The following is a 17,952-nucleotide window of genomic DNA, read 5'->3' as shown; positions in this document are numbered from 1 at the left end:
GGGGCTATTGCACTGTTCAGAAAGCCGGGCTGCGCGGGAGCCGGCGCGGCGTGACGCCAGCACCTCAAAATACCCCTCGGGCCCGAGAATTGGGGCTAATCATACCATCGCAGATGCCTTCGCCGGCCCGTTTGGCAGTCGCCCCGGCGTCATATCCCATGGCCGATTTCCCTTGCTATTCCGCCCCTTACAAGCGTTTCCGCAAGCACTTTGGCAGGCGCCGTGGGCGCTGTCAGCCAGCGTTGCCGGCCAATCGCCGGGAAACTAATTAGGGTAAATGCTAGTCTCTGATCTGTCGGCGTGACTCCGGATGCGCTCCGAGCCAAACGCCCATGAACGCCCGTCGCAGCCTTTGGCCAACCAGGAGGACAGAGCATGAGTGAACCGTCAACGGCCGCCCGGCCGTGGTCTGTCAGCGACATCAACTACCAGGCGATCGACGTGGAACGCGTACGCGGCGACCGCGATCTCTTCTACCTGTTGGTGTCGGCCTCGTTCATCGAGAGCGGATCCGACACCTATGCAGGCAACCTTGCCACCTATTACGCCCGTGTGCCCGACGCGGCCGACTGGCTTGCCGAGCACTGGGAAGCCGAGGAACTGCAGCACGGGCTGGCGCTGCGGCGCTATGTCGAGCATGTCTGGCCGGAATTCAACTGGGAGCGCGGCTATGCACGCTTCTTCGACGAGTACAGCAAGACCTGCTCGATCGACCAGTTCGAGCCGACCGAGGGCCTGGAAATGGCGGCCCGCTGCGTGGTGGAAACCGGCACCGCCGCCTACTACCGCGCGCTGGAACAGGCCAGCGACGAACCGGTGCTGCGCGACCTGACGCGGCGCATCTCCAACGACGAGGTGCGGCACTACAAGCACTTCTACCAGTACTTCAACCGCTTTGCGGCATCCGAGCGGCTGGGCCGGCTGCGCGTGCTGGGTGCGCTGGCGCGCCGGCTGCTGGAGATCAAGAACGAGGACGCCGCGATCGCGCTGCGCAATGTGCTGCGCATGGAGCGCGGTGTGGAAGCGGTGTCAGAAGCCGAGGTGCGCGCGCTCAATGCGCGCGTGTCCGGGGTGATCCGGCGCAATATCCCCATCGAAATGACCGTGAAGATGCTGCTGCGGCCGCTGCACTTGCACCGCGGCGTCGAGCGCGCGGTACGGACGCCACTGGTGGCAATGGTGTCGCGGGTCATGCTGCACTGAAGCACCCGCCGGCTCAGTCAGTGACATGCCGCTGCCTCGGCGCCCGCTGCGGCCGGCGCCGGCGCGCGGCTCCGGTGCACCAGTCCCGACAAAGCGCCGGCGGCGATGATGCACAGGCCGCCGGCCGCTTCCTTCCAGCTCAGCACCTCGGTCGCCAACCACCACGAGGACAGCGCTGCGATCACGATTTCGAACAGCATCAGCAGCGACACGCGGTTGGCCGGCAGCCGCTGCAGCCCGTATTGCACCACCGAGTTGCTGACCACCAGCACCGCCGCCAGGCCCAGCACCAGCATGCCCACGCTGACCTGCGCGCCCGCGACGATGGCCACCGACGGGCCATCGAGCAGCAGCGCAGCCGGCACGCCCACCACCGTGCAGCCCAGGTAGACCACCACCGTGCGCACGCGTGCGTCCATGTCCGGGAAGCGCTGGCCGGCGCGGCGCGACAGCACATTGTTGACGGCAAAGCCCATGCCGCCGATCAGGCCCGACCATTCGGCGGCGGAGCCCGGCAGCGGCACGCCGACCTCGGGCGTCCACAGCATCAGCCCGGCGCCGAACAGGGCCAGCGCCACCAGCGACAGCCCCGCCGCCGACAGCCGCTCGCCCAGGAACAGCCGGGCAAACAGCGCGGTCCAGACCGGGGTCAGGTAGAACAGCAGCAGCACGCGCATCACGTGGCCGTTGACGCTGCCCCAGACGAAGCCGGCGTTGGTCACGCCCGCCGCCAGCCCGATCGCGACGAACAGCAAGTGCGGGCGCAGGCCGGCCAGGTGCCGGCGGAAGACCAGCAGCGACAGCACCGCCGCGACCGAGCTCACCAGCGCCGCGGCGTGCATGCCGCCCAGACCCCAGCCCGCCAGCACGCGGTACGGGAACCAGGCGATGCCCCAGACCGAGGCGCCGATCAGGATGGAAAGCGATGCCTTGACCGCATGGCGGTCGGCCGGCGCATGCTGCGCCGCAACAGTATTTGTGCTCATAAAGGGAATCAGTGCGAGGCGAGCCGGGCCGCCGACCGGTGACAGGCAGGCAGGGTCCGGACGGCGCCGGCGGCATCACCAGGGCGTGATGCCCGCCATCCGTGCTCGTGGCCGGCCGCGCGGGCCGGGCCGGCGCACGGAAACCCGCGCCGTTCCTCTATAATGCGTCGTTTTAACCGGCCCCGACTGACACTGTGAATCCGCGCCTCGACCTGCTCCAGCCCTACCCGTTCGAGAAACTGCGGGTGCTCTTTGCGCAGGTGAAACCTGCCGACAAGCCGGCCATCAGCTTTGGCATCGGTGAGCCCAAGCATCCGACGCCTGAATTCATCAAGCAAGCGCTGGCAGAGTCGCTCGCGGGGCTGGCGAATTATCCCACAACGGCAGGTTCCGATGCACTACGGCAGTGCATCGCCAGCTGGCTGGAACGCCGCTACGGCCTGCCCAAGGTCAACGCCACCACCGAAGTGCTGCCGGTGACCGGCTCGCGCGAGGCGCTGTTCGCCTTTGCCCAGACCGTGGTCGACGGCACCCGCGCGGGCGCGCTGGTGCTGTGCCCCAACCCGTTCTACCAGATCTACGAAGGCGCGGCGCTGCTGGCCGGCGCCACCCCGGTGTTCGCCAACAGCGACCCGGCGCGCAACTTCGCCCCGGCCTTCGACCGCATCGCCGACGAGGTCTGGCAGAAGGTGCAACTGCTATTTGTGTGCACGCCCGGCAACCCGACCGGCGCGGTGCTGTCGCTGGAAGACTGGAAGCAGCTGTTTGCGCTGTCGGACCGCTACGGCTTTGTGATCGCCTCGGACGAGTGCTACTCGGAGATCTATTTCGACGAGGGCCGCGCCCCGCTGGGTGCGCTGGAAGCCGCGCACAAGCTGGGCCGCGGCCTTGACCGGCTGGTGATGTTCTCGAGCCTGTCCAAGCGCTCCAACGTGCCGGGCCTGCGCTCGGGCTTCGTCGCCGGCGACGCCGCGCTGCTGAAGAAATTCCTGCTATACCGTACCTACCACGGCGGCGCCATGAACCCGGCGGTGCAGAGCGCCAGCATCGCCGCCTGGAACGATGAATCGCATGTGCGCGAGAACCGCGCCGCCTACGTGCGCAAGTTCAGCGAAGTCACGCCGATGCTGGCTGAGGTGCTGGACGTGGCGCTGCCCGATGCAGGCTTCTACCTGTGGGCCGATGTCTCGCGCACCGGCCTCACCGATACCGAATTCGCCGCGCGCCTGCTGGCCGAGCAGAACGTGACCGTGCTGCCCGGCAGCTACCTGGCGCGCGAAGCCGACGGCATTAACCCGGGGGCAAACCGCGTGCGCATGGCGCTGGTGGCGACGCCGGAGGAATGCCTGGAAGGTGCGCGCCGGATCGTGGAATTCTGCAAATCGCTGGCCTGAGGCTTTGGCCTTGACCACTGGTTTGCTCCCCTCTCCCGCTTGCGGGAGAGGGGCCGGGGGAGAGGGCAGGCGGTTCTACCAGCGTGGTGCCTTGCTAGACCACCCCTCTCCCCGACCCTCTCCCGCTGAGGGGAGAGGGAGAACACAATTGGCCGAACATCAACATTCAACACCTGAGAAAACGAACATGACGCAAGCTCTGCAAGCCCTGATCGACCAGGCCTGGGAAGACCGCACCAGCCTGTCGCCCAAGTCCGCCCCCAACGACATCCGCGAAGCCGTCGCCAACGTCATCAGCCAGCTGGATTCCGGCGCGCTGCGCGTGGCCGAGAAGCAAGGCAAGGACTGGATCGTCAACCAGTGGATCAAGAAGGCCGTGCTGCTGTCGTTCCGCCTGGAAGACAACGCGCCGATGAGCGCCGGCGGCTTTGCCCAGTTCTACGACAAGGTGCCGACCAAGTTCGCCAACTGGAGCGCCGACGACTTCGCCAAGGCTGGCTTCCGCGTGGTGCCGCCGGCCGTGGCCCGCCGTGGCTCGTTCATCGCCAAGAACGCGGTGCTGATGCCGTCGTACGTCAATATCGGCGCCTACGTCGACGAAGGCACCATGGTCGACACCTGGGCCACGGTCGGTTCGTGCGCACAGATCGGCAAGAACGTCCACCTGTCGGGCGGCGTGGGCATCGGCGGCGTGCTGGAGCCGCTGCAGGCCAACCCGGTGATCATCGAAGACAACTGCTTTATCGGCGCGCGCTCGGAAGTGGTTGAAGGCGTGATCGTGGAAGAGAACTCGGTGATCTCGATGGGCGTGTACCTGGGCCAGTCGACCAAGATCTACGATCGCGAAACCGGCGAGATCCACTATGGCCGCGTGCCGGCCGGCTCGGTGGTGGTGGCGGGCAACCTGCCGTCCAAGGATGGCAAGTACAGCCTGTACTGCGCCGTGATCGTGAAGAAGGTCGACGCGCAGACCCGCGCCAAGACCAGCCTGAACGACCTGCTGCGCGGCGACTGAGCACGCCTGGCGCAGCCCGCAACGGCTGCGCCGCCCCGTCCCGGGGCCCGGCCCCGGGGCAGTATTTCCGTTGTCACCCCGCCTGGCCAGGCTGAACATGCCTTCCCTCCGCAAGCGACTCATGGCCCTGGATCCCACCACCGTCAGTACCGTGCTCTCCCTGCTGCCCACCATTCTCGAGCAGGCCAACAAGACCATCGAGAAACTGAAGAAGAACAAGCGCAAGGACGGCACGCCGGAAGGCGCGGTGGCCGACACGCGCGATCCCGCCGCCCGCATCGCCGAGCTGGAAGCCGCTGCCGTGCAGCAGGCCGAGGCCGTCAAGCTGCTGGCCGAGCAACATGCCATCACCATCGACGCGCTGCGCAAGGAAGCCGCCCGGCTGGACCGCCGCCTGCGCCTGATGACCGCGGTGGCCATGGGCGGCGTGGCGCTGGGCCTGGGCGGCCTGGTGATCGCGCTGAACCTGCTGTTCCGCTGAATCCAATCCATCAAGACTAGCCATGACCGTCCTGCTCTACGGCATACCCAACTGCGATACCGTCAAGAAAGCCCGCACCTGGCTGGATGCCAACGGCGTGGCCTACACCTTCCACGACTTCAAGAAGCAGGGCGTGGATGAAGCCATGCTGCGCGGCTGGCTGAAGCATGTGCCGCTGGCCACGCTGCTCAACCGCAAGGGCACCACCTGGCGCACGCTGTCGGACGCCGACAAGGCCCGCGCCGAGCAGGAAGCCGGCGCGATCGCCTTGATGCAGCAAAGCCCGTCGCTGATCAAGCGCCCGGTGCTGGCCCACGATGGCAAGGTGATGGTCGGCTTCTCCGCCGACCAGTACGCCGGCCAGTTCTGATTTCCATTTCCGTAGTCCGATGACCGCCACCCTCGCCCTCACCGAAGACCTGATCCGCCGCCGCTCCGTCACGCCCGCCGACGAAGGCTGCCAGGCCATCCTGGAAACCCGCCTGAAGGCGCTCGGCTTCGACTGCGAAGCGCTCGTCAGCGGCCCCGACGATTTCCGCGTGACCAACCTGTGGGCGGTCAGGCGCGGCACGCAGGGCAAGGACGGCAAGCTGCTGGTCTTTGCCGGCCATACCGACGTGGTGCCGACCGGCCCGCTGGAGCAGTGGCATTCGGACCCGTTCGCGCCGACGCACCGCGACGGCAAGCTGTACGGCCGCGGCGCCGCCGACATGAAGACCTCCATCGCCGGCTTCGTGGTGGCGGTGGAAGAGTTCGTCAAGGCGCATCCTGCGCATGCCGGCTCGATCGCCTTCCTGATCACCAGCGACGAGGAAGGCCCGGCGCACGACGGCACCATCAAGGTGGTCGAGGCCCTGTCCGCACGCGGCGAGCGCCTGGACTACTGCGTGATCGGCGAGCCGACCTCGGTCGACACGCTCGGCGACATGGTCAAGAACGGCCGCCGCGGCTCGCTGTCGGGCAAGCTCACGGTCAAGGGCATTCAGTGCCATATCGCCTACCCGCACCTGGGCCGCAACCCGATCCATGAAGCCGCGCCGGCGCTGGCCGAGCTGGCCGCCGAGGTCTGGGACCAGGGCAACGAGTACTTCCCGCCGACCAGCTGGCAGATGTCGAACATCCACGGCGGCACCGGCGCCACCAACGTGATCCCGGGCCACGTCACCATCGACTTCAACTTCCGCTTCTCGACCGCCAGCACGCCCGAAGGCCTGAAGGCGCGCGTGCATGCGATCCTGGACCGCCACCAGCTCGAATACCAGCTGGACTGGACCCTGGGCGGCGAGCCCTTCCTGACCCCGCGCGGCGAGCTGTCCGACGCGCTGTCGTCGGCGATCGAGGCCGAGACCGGCGTCAAGACCGAGCTGTCGACCACCGGCGGCACTTCTGACGGGCGTTTCATCGCCAAAATCTGCCCGCAGGTGATCGAGTTCGGCCCGCCCAACGCCAGCATCCACAAGATCGACGAGCACGTTGAAGTGCGCTTCATCGAGCCGCTGAAGAACGTCTACCGCGGCGTGCTGGAACGTCTCGTCGCCTGATTTTTTTCGCCGAAAGACACCCATACATGGCAACGCCCTCTCCCCTGCGCACCGTGCGCGACCTGCTGCGTCTCGCAGTCTCGCGCTTTACCGCCGCGCGCCTGTCCTTTGGCCACGGCAGCGCCAATGCCTATGACGAAGCCGCCTACCTGGTGCTGCATACGCTGAACCTGCCGCTCGACACGCTCGATCCCTTCCTGGACGCGCGCCTGCTGCCCGAGGAAGTCGATGCCGTGCTCAAGGTCATCGACCGCCGCGTCAATGAGCGCGTGCCGGCCGCCTACATCACGCACGAGGCCTTTATGCACGGCCTGCGCTTCTACGTCGATTCACGCGTGATCGTGCCGCGCAGCTTTATCGGCGAACTGCTGCAGGACGGGCTGGAGCCCTGGGTCGGCGAGACCGACAGCATCGGCCCGGTGCTGGAGCTGTGCACCGGTTCCGGCTGCCTGCCGATCGTGGCCGCGCACGTGTGGCCGAACGCGAAGATCGACGCCGTCGACATCTCGCCCGACGCGCTCGCCGTGGCGCGCCGCAACGTGGCCGACTACAAGATGGACGACCGCATCCGGCTGTATGAAGGCGACCTGTACGCGCCGCTGCCGCACGGCGCCACCTACGACGTGATCCTGACCAACCCGCCCTACGTCAACGAAGGCTCGATGCAGGCGCTGCCGCCGGAATACCTGGCCGAGCCGCGCATCGCCCTGGCCGGCGGCGACGACGGCATGGACGTGGTGCGCCGGATCATCGCCGGCGCCAAGGCGCACCTGAATCCGGGCGGCGTGCTGGTGGTAGAGATCGGCAACGAGCACGCCAACGTGGAAGCCGCGTTCCCTGAACTGGAAATCGTCTGGCTGCCGGTCAGTGCGGGGGATGAGCAGGTATTCCTGCTGACCTACGACGCCCTGCCGGGCTGAGTGGACAGGCAGGCCGGCTCGCCTGCCATGCAATCTGGGCGAACACCGGCCACGCGCCGACCATGCTGACCGCGCACGCTCTACACTCACTGCTAGGCACCACGTTCGGTCTTGTCACCGACCCGTCCGAGCGGGGCAGCGGCAGGACCTACTTCCTGCCGCCCATCACCTGGCAGCCACCGCGGTCGACCCGCATCCTGCACGTACGCACCGATGCCGCCGGCCACGTCGCGCAGGTGCGCCTGTGCATTTCCTCCGATAACAACAACAGCGTGTTCGCTCCGCAGCCGGTGCAGTGGCAAACCCTGCGCCCGCTGGTAGCGGCCGAGATCGCGCAGTACCGAGACTACGCGGCCCGAGCAGGCCGCTGTTGAAGCCGTGACCCCCAGCAACACCCGCCTCCCCGCATCGCCCGACGCCCTGCCCGCCCATGCCCCGGCAGCGCACGCCGCGCGCGGTATCGCCCTGCTGACGTTCGCCTTTGCGCTCAGCCAGTTCTTCCGCTCCTGCCTGGCGGTGATGGCGCCCGAACTGCAGCATGATTTCGGGCTGTCGCCGGCGGGCTTTGGCGCACTGTCTTCGTCGTTCTTCCTGGCCTTTGCCGTGACGCAGATCCCGGTGGGCATTGCCTTCGACCGCTACGGCGTGGGCCGGCCGACCGCGCTGCTGCTGGCGGTGGGCGCGGTGTCGTCGATCCTGTTCGTGCTGGCGCCAAACGGCGCGGCGGCCACGCTGGCGCAGGTAGGGCTGGGGCTGGCATGCGCGCCGGTCTTCATGGGCCTGCTGCATTTCGCCTCCGAGCAGCTGTCCGAGCGCGACTACACCCGCGTGGTCAGCCGCTCCAATGCCATGGGCATGATCGGCGCGCTGTGTGCCACGGCGCCGCTGGGCTGGGCCATCTCGCTGATCGGATGGCGCCCGTCGATGGCGGTATCGGCGCTGGGCATGGTCGCGGCCTGCTATGGTGTGTGGCGCTTCGTGCGCGACCAGGGCCATGCCGAGGCCCGCAGCGCGTCGTGGCCGGCGATGCTGTCGGAAAGCCTGCAGCTGCTGAAGCTGGTGCCGCTGTGGACGCTGATTCCGCTGTGCGTGGCGATGTCCGCCGGCACCGCCTTCCGCAATGCCTGGAGCGGCCCCTACCTGGCCGACGTGTTCGGGCTGGGCTCGGCGCCGCGCGGAGTGGCGCTGGCGCTGCTGAGCCTGGCCGGCTTCCTGACCGCCTTCCTGCTGCCGGTGCTGGTCCGCCGCAACACGCTCAAGACCGCCATCGCCGGCTGGTCGTGCTTTGCCATGTCGGGCTCGTTCCTGCTGGCGCTATGGCCGGACAGCGGCATCGGCTACGGCGTGGCGATGATGGCGCTGCTGTCGACCATCGGCATGCTGCACCCGCTGGTGATGGCGCAGGGCCGCGGGCTGATCACGCCGTCGCGGCGCGGGCGCGGGCTGGGGCTGCTCAACACCTTTGTGTTCCTGGGATCGGCGCTGACGTCATGGGGCTACGGGCTGATCGCCAATGCCGGCCATGTGCGCGGCTGGCCGCTGCCTTCCACCTATGCGGCGATCTTCCTGTCCGCGGGCCTGCTGATTGCCGCCGCGCTGGTGCCCTACTTCTTCAGCCAGCCGCATCCCACCAGTCATTAGCCAGACTCAGGCTGCGGCAAGCGCCCTGGCCATGTCGGCGATGATGGTGAAGCGGATCACGCGCAGGCAGGCCAGTTCGCCGGCAAACCCGCCGGTGAGCACCGGGCGCTCCCGCGCCATGGCCGCGTTCTGTTGCTCGGCCTGCTCATAGAGCGCCTGCGCGGCCGGCCCGATGCCGCGCAGCATGGCGTCCAGCCGCCGCTCGGCGGTCACGCCGGTCAGGCCCAGCGCGCGCCCTGCCTCCAGCACCAGCGCGCGCGAGAAATCGCTGTAGAACTCCACCCCCAGCACCGGCCAGGCAAAGCGGTGCGCCTGCGGCCAGCCGGTCTTGTCATAGGTGCGGGTGGCGTAAGCCGCCTCGCTGAGCAAATCGTAGAACGGCGCCAGCGCAATGCCGGCATCGGACACCAGGAAGCTCAGGTTCTTCAGGTGCGCGTCCGAATTGCCCACCAGGATGTTGAACACCAGCCAGTCGAACAACCGTGCCCGCGCCACCGCCGGGGCGCGGCACAGCGTTGCCAGTTGCGCCAGCCGCTCGACGCTGCCCTGGTCGTATTTGAAGGTGCGCGGCAGGTTCAGCAGCTGGCAGGCATCGATCGCATGCAGCCGCTGCCACTGCCCTTGCTGCGTGAGATGGCGATCGAAACGGTCGATCAGGTAGACCGGCGACGGCACATAGCGCCGGTGCACGGGCGGCACCTCCAGCTTCAGCCGCGCGGCCAGCGACATCACGAACCACTCGTTGATGACCGAATGCGGATAGATCTCCTGCATCTGGTGGGCCGGCTTCAGGATATGCGTGGACGGCGTATCCGCGCCGGGCTCGAACAGCGCGCCGTCCTGCAGCACCACCGCCAGCTTGTGCTGGGCACCGGCCAGCGACATGCGCTTGACCGCGCCATGCGTAAGCGGCACGCTGGGCAGGCTGTGGATGCGGGCGTCGAGCGCGGCGTCGCTCAAGGCGCGCAGGGCCGGCGCGGTGGCGGGCCCGCGGCCGGGCGGCAGCAGCGTCAGCGAGCCCGCCGATTCCGCCCCGTAGTGGGCCAGCAGGGCAAAGGCATCGGCCTCGTTGCGGATGCTGGCATCGCGTGCCAGCAGCGCACGCTGGCCGTCCTCGGGCAGCAGGTTGTCGAAGTACCACTGCACCGGCCGCAGCGTGCTGCCATCGGCGAGCGCCTCCCGCTGCAGCGGCAGCGCCGGGCTCAGGGCGAAGGCGTGCGGGTTGCCCAGCCACTCCGCGTCATAGCGGAATGACCAGGCATCGCTGGCTTCATGCAGCTCGCCGACCGGCGCTCCGTTGATGCTGGCGACCAGTACGCGCTCAGCCATGCTGGTCGCCTCCCTTGACCGCTGCGCGCCGGTTGCGGCTGCGCGCCTGGCGTTGCCTGAGCTTGGCGAGTTCAGGCGCTACCAGCGGGGCCGCTGCCTCCGGCATATCCACCACCACGCGCAGGCCAAGCCCTTCCAGCACCTGGAACAGCTTGCCCCACTGGATGCCTTCGGCCCCGTTCTCTACGCGCACCATGAAGTTCTCGCTGACGCCGATGGCGCCTGCGGCATCGTCCTGACGCAGGCCTTGCGCCTTGCGGGCAGCGCGCACGAAGGCGCCGATATCGCCGGGTTCGGTGAGGGTCACTGGCACAAAAATCTCCTTGATTGCAAAGACTTTAGTGTTTCCAGGCGGGGAAATCAAGAAATCTCCCTGATTGCGAAGATTCAAGCCTCTGAACACAGCCGGCTGGCAAAATCTCCTCATTTGCAAAGATTATTGCTGTAGCCGACCGCCGGACACAGCCATTCGCACCGGTGCCGCCTATCGCTTCGCTTGCAAAAAGCCAGACTTATCGATTTAAGAATTCCGCTGGCGCGCTTACACCTTTACCGTTTGTGACACCAACATCCCGGCCCGACCTGGCGACAAGGGACAACGGCTGCGCCCGCGGCCGGCATAACGAGGAGACAAGCTGATGGCATCCCTGATCGCATCCCGGCGCCGCGCCTGGGGCCGCCGCGCATGGCTGGCCGGCATGCTGGCCACCGCGGCCGCAACCGCCTTGCCGTCCGGCGCCAGCGCTGAGACCTGGCCATCGCGCCCGGTCCAGCTGCTGATCCCCTACCCGCCGGGCGGCAGCGCCGACCTGCTGGCCCGCCCGGTCGCAGCCAGGCTGCAGGAGCGCCTGGGCCAGCCCGTGGTGCTGGACTACCGGCCCGGCGCCGGCGGCACCATCGCCAGCCAGGCGCTGGCGCGGGCCAAGCCCGACGGCTACACCCTGATCATGGTGCTGGCCGCCCATGCCATCAATGCCAGCCTGTACCCGAAGCTGCCCTATGACACGCGCAAGGACTTCGCGCCCGTCTCGCTGGTGGCCAGCCTGCCGATGATCCTGGCCGGGAGCCCCTCGCTGCAGGCCACCAACGTGAAGGAGCTGATTGCCGAGGCCAAGGCCGCGCCCGGCAAGCTGACCTTCGCCTCGGCCGGCAACGGCAATACCGGCCACCTGGCGGGCGAATTGTTCGATTCCGTCGCGGGTATCAAGATGACCCACGTTCCGTACAAAGGCAGCGCACAAGTGGTGACGGCAATGCTGTCGGGCGAGGTCCAGCTGACCTTCGACAGCATCTCCACCACCCTGCCGCATGTGAAGAGCGGCAAGCTGCGCGCACTGGCCGTCACCGGCAGCCAGCGCGCCGCGGTCGCGCCCGAGGTGCCGACGCTGGCCGAGGCCGGCGTGCCGGGCATCAGCATCACCGGCTGGTACGCGATGCTGGCACCGGCCGGCACGCCGCAGCCCGTGATCGACCGGCTCAGCACCGAGATTGCCACGGTGCTGCGCCAGCCCGAACTGAAGGCGACGCTGGCCGCCAACGGCTATGAGCCGGTGGGCTCGACGCCCGCCGCGCTGCGCACCCATATCGACGCCGAGATCAACCGCTGGAGCAAGGTGGTGAAGGACTCCGGCGCACAGATCCAGTAAGACTGCTTCGATCCATCATTGCTCATCGGGCGCCGCCAGGCCGGCGTCCGCATTCCCTTGCCGAACATGACCCAACCGACCCCGCTCCAACGCCCCTTTACCACCATGTCCGTGCTCGTGCGCGAGCACGCCACGCAGCGCCCCACGCAGCGCGCCCTGATGCATGGCGAGCGCGTGCTCGACTATGCCGGCCTCGATGCCGCCATGGACCGCATTGCCGCGGCGCTGGCCCGCGACGGCGTGCGCCCCGGCGAGGCCATCGCCATCTGCGCGTCGTCCTCGATCGAATACGCCGCGGTGTACCTGGGTGCGGTGCGCGCAGGCGTGGTCGTGGCGCCGCTGGCACCGTCATCCACGCCGGACAGCCTGGCCGGCATGGTTGCCGACGCGGCCGCGCGCATCCTGTTCACGGATGCCACCGTGGCCGACGTGCTGCAGCCCGTGCGCGACCAGCTGGCCGCCACGCCCATCGTCACGCTGGACGGCAGCGACGCAGGCCAGCCATACCAGGCCTGGCTGGCACCCGCCGGCACACCGGTGACCGAGCCCGGGATCCGCCCGGAGATGCCGCTCAACATCATCTATTCCTCGGGCACCACCGGCACCCCCAAGGGCATCGTGCAGTCGCACGGCATGCGCTGGGCCCATGTGTCGCGCGGCGCCGCCACCGGCTACGGCACGCATGCGATCACGCTGCTGTCGACGCCGCTGTATTCCAACACCACGCTGGCCAGCTTCTTCCCGACCATCGGTCTGGGCGGCACGGCGATCCTGATGGCCAAGTTCGATGCGGGCCAGTACCTGGCGCTGGCGCAGCAGCATCGCGCCACGCACACCATGCTGGTGCCGGTGCAGTACCAGCGGCTGCTGGCGCATCCGGAGTTCGACCGCCATGACCTGTCGTCCTTCCAGCAGAAGTTCTGCACCAGCGCGCCGTTCAGCCCCGCCCTGAAGGCCGAAGTGCTGCGGCGCTGGCCGGGCGCGCTGACCGAGCTGTACGGCATGACCGAAGGCGGCGGCGGCTGCCTGCTGTTCGCCGACCAGTTCCCCGACAAGCTGCATACCGTGGGGCGCCCCGCCACCGGTGCCGACGTGCGCATCATCGACGACGAGGGCCGCGAACTGCCGCCCGGCAGCACCGGGGAAGTGGTGGGCCGCTCGGCGGCGATGATGAACGGCTACCACAACCAGCCGGAAAAAACCGCCGAGACCGAGTGGCACGACGCGCAGGGCCAGCGCTTTATCCGCACCGGCGACATCGGCCGCTTTGACGAAGACGGCTTCCTGGTGCTGATGGACCGCAAGAAGGACATGATCATCTCGGGCGGCTTCAACATCTACCCGAGCGATCTCGAGGCGGTGGTGCGCGAACACCCGGCGGTGGCCGATGTGTCGGTGGTGGGCGTGCCGTCGGAGCGCTGGGGCGAGACCCCGGTGGCCTTCGTCGCGCTGCGCGCCGGCGGCGGCGCCACGGCACAGGACGTGCTGGCCTGGGCCAACCAGCACCTGGGCAAGACCCAGCGGCTGGCCGCGATCCATGAGGTGGAGAGCCTGCCGCGCAGCGCCATCGGCAAGGTGCTCAAGCGCGAACTGCGCGACCGCATCACCGGCGCCTGACGCGCCGCGCACGGCACAAGCGCAAGCACCCACACAAAAAGTTGGCGAGGATGCTTGCGCAATCAAAAAGGCGTCTCTATAATTCGCGCCTTCGCTAGGCTCGTAGCTCAGCTGGTTAGAGCACCACCTTGACATGGTGGGGGTCGTTGGTTCGAGTCCAATCGAGCCTACCAACGCACAACGGAACACGGACGGTACGCATTGCGCACCGTCCGTTTTTCTTTTCCGGCGCCGCTTTCAGGTGCCGATGCCGAACTCCGCCAGCACCGCTTCGGTATGCTGGCCCAGCGCCGGCGCATTCCCTGCCGGCCGTTCCGATCCTGCCATGCCTGGCAGGTTGGCCCACGGCACTTCGCCGATCCCAGCCAGCGGCAGCCGGCCGAACACGCCCGCCTGCGCGCATTGCGCGCTCTGCGGCAGGTCCCGTGCATGGCCCACGCGCGCGAACAGCACATCGTGCTCGGTCAGCAGCGCCTCCCAATGCGACAGCGGCTGTGCTGCAATCGCCTGCGCCACGCGCCGGCCCAGCTCCGCCGCGCGCGGCAGACGGCCGGCGCTGGTGTGCAGCGTGATATCGGCCAGCCAGTCGTCGAAACCCAGCAGCGTTGCCAGCCGCACGAACATGGCGTCGTTGAGCATGCTCAGGTACAGCCGGCCATCGGCCGCATCGAACAGCCCGGTGGGCGCATTGGCCACGGCCAGTTCCGCATCGGGGAACATGGCGTCATCCACCATCAGGTAGGACTGCAGCGCGGCACTGGTCTCCAGCAGCGACAGCCGCACGTGCCGGCCGCGGCCGTTGCGCGCGGCCTTGTACAGCGCTGCCGACGCATGCTGGGCCGCATAGAGCCCGGTGCTCAGGTCGACCATGTAGAAGGCGATGCGGCGCGGCTGGCCGGCGCTGTCGCGGTTCAGGTGCATCAGGCCGCTGAAGGCCTGCATGGTGGTGTCCACCGCTGGCATGTTCGCCATCGGGCCGGCATGGCCGTAGCCAGAGATCGAGACATAGACCAGCGCCGGGTTGCGCGCGGCCAGTGCCTCGTAGCCGACGCCCATGCGCTCGGCAACGCCGGGGCGGAAGTTCTGGATCACCACGTCGGCCTGCTGCGCCAGCCTGGCGATGGCGGCCCGGCCGCTGTCGCTGCGCGCGTCCAGCAGCACGCTCTCCTTGCCCGCGTTGCAGGCGACCGCAATCGCGGTCTGGCCGGCGCGGATGCGCCCCATCTGCCGCGACCAGTCGCCTCCCGGCGGCTCCACCTTGATCACGCGCGCGCCCTGCTGGCGCAGGATCAGGCCGCAGTACGGGCCGGCGATGCCCTGGCTCAGGTCGAGCACGGTCAGGCCGTCGAACATGGCATCGTCCGTTGCCACTTGTGCATGGTGCATGTCGTGCCCTCCGTTCAGATATCCAGCATGACCTTGCCGATGGCGCGGCGCGACATCGTGGTGTCGACGGCGTTGAGCCAGTCGTTCAGCGGGAAGTGCTGCAGCACGGGCGGCGCCAGCTTGCCGCTGGCTGCCGCCTGCATGATCTCGGCCACCATCGCCTGCACCGGCTGCGCAAAGCGCCGGCGCTCGTCGGTCAGGCCCCAGCCGATGTAGTAGCCGTAGTTGAAGCCGATCAGGGTCAGGTTCTTCACCAGCAGCAGGTTGGCCGGCACCTCCGGGATGCGCCCGCTGGCATAGCCGATCGACAGCAGCCGCGCGCCCGGCGCCGCGCAGCGCAGCGAGGCGTCGAAGAGATCGCCGCCGACCGGATCGAACACCACGTCGGCCCCGCCCGCGGGGCACAGCGCCTTGACCGCTGCCGCCAGCGTGGCCGCGTCGGACGGCAGCGCATGCGCGGCGCCGTTGCGCAGCGCCGCCTCGCGCTTGGCCTCGGTGCTGGCGGTGGCGATCACGCGCGCGCCCATCAACCGGCCCACCTGTACCGCGGCCGTGCCCAGCGCGCCGCTGGCGCCATGGACCAGCATGGTTTCGCCCGGCTGCAGCGCGGCGCGCCAGGCCAGCGCCGCCCAGACCGTGCCATAGGTGATGGGCAGCGCCGCCGCCTGGGCCAGCTCCAGCCCGTCAGGCACCGGATAGACCGTGTCGGCCATGGCCACCGCTTCCTCGGCGAAGCCGCCCCAGTCCAGCGCCGCGGCCACGCGCTGGCCCGGGCGCAGCCGCGTGACATCAGGCGCCACCTCGATGATTTCGCCCGCGGCCTCGGTGCCGGGGATGAACGGCAGCGGCGGCTTGCGCTGGTACTTGCCGGACACAAACAGGCTCAGCGCAAAGCCCACGCCGGCATGGCGCACACGGATGCGCACCTGGCCCGGCGCCAGCGGCTGGCGCGGCAGGCGTTGCAGTTCCAGCTCGCTCCAGTGGCACCAGCGGGAGCAGACCAGCCCCAGGTAATCGGTCTCTTGCATCGGGACTCCTGTCATTCGAGCGTGATGCCGACATCGCTGATGATGCGGCTCCATTTGTCGCGGTCGTTCTTCATCACCGTGGCGAAGGCTTCCGGCGTGCTGCCGACCGGCACCAGGTTCAGGTCCTGCATCTTCTTCGCGATTTCCGGCAGGCGCACGATGCGCGCGACCTCGCGCGACAGGGCATCGACCCGTGCTTTCGGCACGCCGGCGGGGAACAGCAGGCCCATCCACGCATCGGGCTCGAAGCCCTTGTAGCCGGCCTCCCGGAAGGTCGGCACCTTGGGCAGCAGCGCCGAACGCTCCGCGCCAGCGATCGCCACCGGCGCCAGCTTGCCGCCCTGCAGCAGCGGCATGGCCGTGCCCACGGCAATAAAGCCCAGCTTCACATGGCCGGCCGCCAGGTCGGTGGCCAGCGGCGCGCCGCCCTTGTAGGCGACGTGTTCCATCTGCAGCCCGGCCTCGCGCTTGAGCAACTCTCCCAGGATATGGCCGGTCGTCCCCGCGCCATACGACCCGTACGGATACTTGCCGGGATTGGCCTTGAGCAGCGCCACCACCTCCGGCAGCGTGCGCGCCGGGAAGTCCGGCGACACCGCCAGGATGGTGGACGAGATCGCCACCTCGCTGACCGGCGTGAAGTCCGCGATCGGGTCATAGCCGATACCCCGGTACAGCGACGGGTTCTGCACGTGCGCAGTGAAGGTCAACAGCGCGGTGTAACCGTCCTTTGCTGCGCGGGCAACGTACTTGGTACCCGTGGTGGTGCCCGCGCCAGGCTTGTTGTCGACGATGACCGGCTGGCCCCAGCTCCTGGTCAGCTCCTGCCCGATCAGCCGCGCCACGGCGTCGTTCACATTGCCCGCCACCGACGGCACCACGATGGTGAGCGGGCGCGACGGATAGGGCTCGGCGGAGGCGGGATCGGCGGCGCAGACTGCCGCCGGGATGGCCGCCAGCAGCATGGCGGCCACGGCTGCGCGCAGCCGTGCGGAACGGTGTTGCATCGGTGTGTCTCCTGTCCTGGCTCCCTTCTGTGGTGCCCGCGGGAGTGCGGTGCGCGAGGGATGCCAACGCAGTCTAGGCCAGCACCCCGCCCGGCGTGATTCCCGCGCGGCGCGGGCCAAGTCCTGCCAGGCATTGCGCAGCGCCGCATTGCCCTACCCCGGGAAATCCCTCATGGCCCAGCCCCCTCGCCGGTCACTATTATTCGTTGAAATTTTCAACTATCGAATTTTTCATCTATTCATGCCACGCGCTCTCCGGCTCAAGTCCGACTACATCAACATCCTGCTCGACATGGCCGCCGAGCGCACGCGCGAACGCGGCTCGCGCGTGTATGAAGAGAAATTCGGGGTCTCGCTGCGGGACATCCGCCTGCTGCGGATGATCGGATCGACGCCCGGCATCACCATGGGCCAGCTGGTGCAGCAGTCTGCGATCGAGAAGACGCTGGCGTCCAAGCTGGTTGGCGCGCTGGTCAAGCGCGACCTGGTGCAGCGCGAGATCAGCACGGAAGACGCGCGCCAGGTGTGCCTGTTCCTGAGCGAGGCCGGCGTCGACCTGGTGCGGCGCGCCGAGCCGCTCGGCATCGAGCTGGAAGCGGGCTTCCTGCACTGCCTGACGCCGGCCGAGATCGACGCGCTGCGCGCCACGCTGGTCAAGCTGATCGAAGCCGAGGCCGCTTCGCGCGAGTCCTTCGAGCGGTATCTCCAGAAGCTGCGCGAGCGCGGCACCACCACGCCCTGACCGGCGCCCTTTGTCC

The 17,952-nt window shown here is 68.3% G+C and carries 18 protein-coding genes and 1 tRNA gene; 13 read left to right on the top strand and 6 right to left on the bottom strand.

The annotated features are described in order from the left end of the window. The first annotated feature begins 375 nt into the window (after positions 1 to 375). Positions 376 to 1,203 carry a ferritin-like domain-containing protein gene (locus AC3WRR_RS15775; protein ID WP_010814176.1) on the top strand — a complete coding sequence of 276 codons (828 nt, stop codon included), beginning with the start codon at positions 376 to 378 and terminating at the stop codon, positions 1,201 to 1,203. Between the two features lie 17 nt (positions 1,204 to 1,220). Here AC3WRR_RS15775 and AC3WRR_RS15770 read toward each other — a convergent pair whose 3' ends face one another. After that, positions 1,221 to 2,189, bottom strand: a complete 969-nt coding sequence (locus AC3WRR_RS15770) for a DMT family transporter (protein ID WP_010814177.1) — start codon at positions 2,187 to 2,189, stop codon at positions 1,221 to 1,223. Positions 2,190 to 2,383: 194 nt separating this feature from the next. Between AC3WRR_RS15770 and dapC the strand changes: the two genes are divergently transcribed. The 8 genes from dapC to AC3WRR_RS15730 all read left to right on the top strand — a co-directional run bounded on the left by dapC (position 2,384) and on the right by AC3WRR_RS15730 (position 9,181). Then, positions 2,384 to 3,583, top strand: a complete 1,200-nt coding sequence (gene dapC, locus AC3WRR_RS15765; RefSeq protein WP_010814178.1) for a succinyldiaminopimelate transaminase — start codon at positions 2,384 to 2,386, stop codon at positions 3,581 to 3,583. A 187-nt stretch (positions 3,584 to 3,770) separates the two neighbouring features. Then, positions 3,771 to 4,598, top strand: a complete 828-nt coding sequence (gene dapD, locus AC3WRR_RS15760) for a 2,3,4,5-tetrahydropyridine-2,6-dicarboxylate N-succinyltransferase (protein WP_010814179.1) — start codon at positions 3,771 to 3,773, stop codon at positions 4,596 to 4,598. Between the two features lie 97 nt (positions 4,599 to 4,695). Continuing rightward, on the top strand, positions 4,696 to 5,079 hold the full coding sequence (locus AC3WRR_RS15755; RefSeq protein ID WP_011615476.1) for a hypothetical protein: 384 nt from the start codon (positions 4,696 to 4,698) through the stop codon (positions 5,077 to 5,079). Between the two features lie 22 nt (positions 5,080 to 5,101). Beyond that, complete coding sequence (locus tag AC3WRR_RS15750; protein WP_010814181.1) at positions 5,102 to 5,449, top strand: ArsC family reductase; 348 nt, start codon at positions 5,102 to 5,104, stop codon at positions 5,447 to 5,449. 19 nt (positions 5,450 to 5,468) lie between these two features. Continuing rightward, complete coding sequence (gene dapE, locus AC3WRR_RS15745; protein ID WP_492297406.1) at positions 5,469 to 6,620, top strand: succinyl-diaminopimelate desuccinylase; 1,152 nt, start codon at positions 5,469 to 5,471, stop codon at positions 6,618 to 6,620. Between the two features lie 26 nt (positions 6,621 to 6,646). Then, positions 6,647 to 7,540: a 50S ribosomal protein L3 N(5)-glutamine methyltransferase gene (prmB, locus tag AC3WRR_RS15740; RefSeq protein ID WP_035815487.1), complete on the top strand. Its 894-nt coding sequence runs from the start codon at positions 6,647 to 6,649 to the stop codon at positions 7,538 to 7,540. A 62-nt stretch (positions 7,541 to 7,602) separates the two neighbouring features. Then, a complete protein-coding gene (locus AC3WRR_RS15735) occupies positions 7,603 to 7,914 on the top strand; it encodes a hypothetical protein (RefSeq protein ID WP_010814184.1) in 312 nt (103 codons plus the stop codon). Between the two features lie 4 nt (positions 7,915 to 7,918). Further along, entirely contained in the window at positions 7,919 to 9,181 is a 1,263-nt protein-coding gene (locus tag AC3WRR_RS15730; RefSeq protein ID WP_454750318.1) for an MFS transporter, read from the top strand. Between the two features lie 6 nt (positions 9,182 to 9,187). On the opposite strand, the gene AC3WRR_RS15725 is transcribed toward AC3WRR_RS15730, so the two are convergent. Further along, positions 9,188 to 10,510, bottom strand: coding sequence for a HipA domain-containing protein (locus AC3WRR_RS15725; RefSeq protein WP_454750319.1), 1,323 nt, complete (start codon positions 10,508 to 10,510; stop codon positions 9,188 to 9,190). Further along, positions 10,503 to 10,823 (bottom strand): helix-turn-helix domain-containing protein, encoded by a 321-nt coding sequence (locus AC3WRR_RS15720; protein WP_037024885.1) that lies wholly within the window; start codon positions 10,821 to 10,823, stop codon positions 10,503 to 10,505. The genes AC3WRR_RS15725 and AC3WRR_RS15720 overlap by 8 nt, the downstream gene beginning before the upstream one ends. A 325-nt stretch (positions 10,824 to 11,148) precedes the next feature. Between AC3WRR_RS15720 and AC3WRR_RS15715 the strand changes: the two genes are divergently transcribed. From AC3WRR_RS15715 to AC3WRR_RS15705, 3 genes are all read left to right on the top strand, one after another. Then, complete coding sequence (locus AC3WRR_RS15715; RefSeq protein WP_010814188.1) at positions 11,149 to 12,156, top strand: tripartite tricarboxylate transporter substrate binding protein; 1,008 nt, start codon at positions 11,149 to 11,151, stop codon at positions 12,154 to 12,156. A 66-nt stretch (positions 12,157 to 12,222) separates the two neighbouring features. Next, positions 12,223 to 13,773 carry a class I adenylate-forming enzyme family protein gene (locus tag AC3WRR_RS15710; RefSeq protein WP_011615482.1) on the top strand — a complete coding sequence of 517 codons (1,551 nt, stop codon included), beginning with the start codon at positions 12,223 to 12,225 and terminating at the stop codon, positions 13,771 to 13,773. A gap of 96 nt (positions 13,774 to 13,869) precedes the next feature. Continuing rightward, positions 13,870 to 13,946: transfer RNA gene (locus AC3WRR_RS15705), tRNA-Val, on the top strand. A 64-nt stretch (positions 13,947 to 14,010) separates the two neighbouring features. Here the strand turns inward: AC3WRR_RS15705 and AC3WRR_RS15700 are convergent. The 3 genes from AC3WRR_RS15700 to AC3WRR_RS15690 are packed head-to-tail and all read right to left on the bottom strand — an operon-like array spanning position 14,011 to position 17,194. After that, the gene (locus AC3WRR_RS15700) at positions 14,011 to 15,159 is read right to left on the bottom strand and encodes a CaiB/BaiF CoA transferase family protein (RefSeq protein WP_439670624.1); all 1,149 of its coding nucleotides are present in this window, start codon (positions 15,157 to 15,159) and stop codon (positions 14,011 to 14,013) included. 14 nt (positions 15,160 to 15,173) lie between these two features. Next, positions 15,174 to 16,187 carry an NADPH:quinone oxidoreductase family protein gene (locus AC3WRR_RS15695; RefSeq protein ID WP_058697992.1) on the bottom strand — a complete coding sequence of 338 codons (1,014 nt, stop codon included), beginning with the start codon at positions 16,185 to 16,187 and terminating at the stop codon, positions 15,174 to 15,176. A gap of 11 nt (positions 16,188 to 16,198) precedes the next feature. After that, positions 16,199 to 17,194, bottom strand: coding sequence for a Bug family tripartite tricarboxylate transporter substrate binding protein (locus tag AC3WRR_RS15690; RefSeq protein WP_010814192.1), 996 nt, complete (start codon positions 17,192 to 17,194; stop codon positions 16,199 to 16,201). 241 nt (positions 17,195 to 17,435) lie between these two features. Here AC3WRR_RS15690 and AC3WRR_RS15685 point away from each other — a divergent pair, with 241 nt between their 5' ends. After that, complete coding sequence (locus AC3WRR_RS15685; protein WP_234788219.1) at positions 17,436 to 17,936, top strand: MarR family winged helix-turn-helix transcriptional regulator; 501 nt, start codon at positions 17,436 to 17,438, stop codon at positions 17,934 to 17,936. Positions 17,937 to 17,952 lie beyond the last annotated feature (16 nt).

The organism is Cupriavidus sp. FW305-3-2-15-C-LB2 (genome assembly GCF_058787575.1).
Note: the sequence above shows the minus strand (reverse complement) of the source record. Positions and strands in the feature narration are given on the sequence as shown.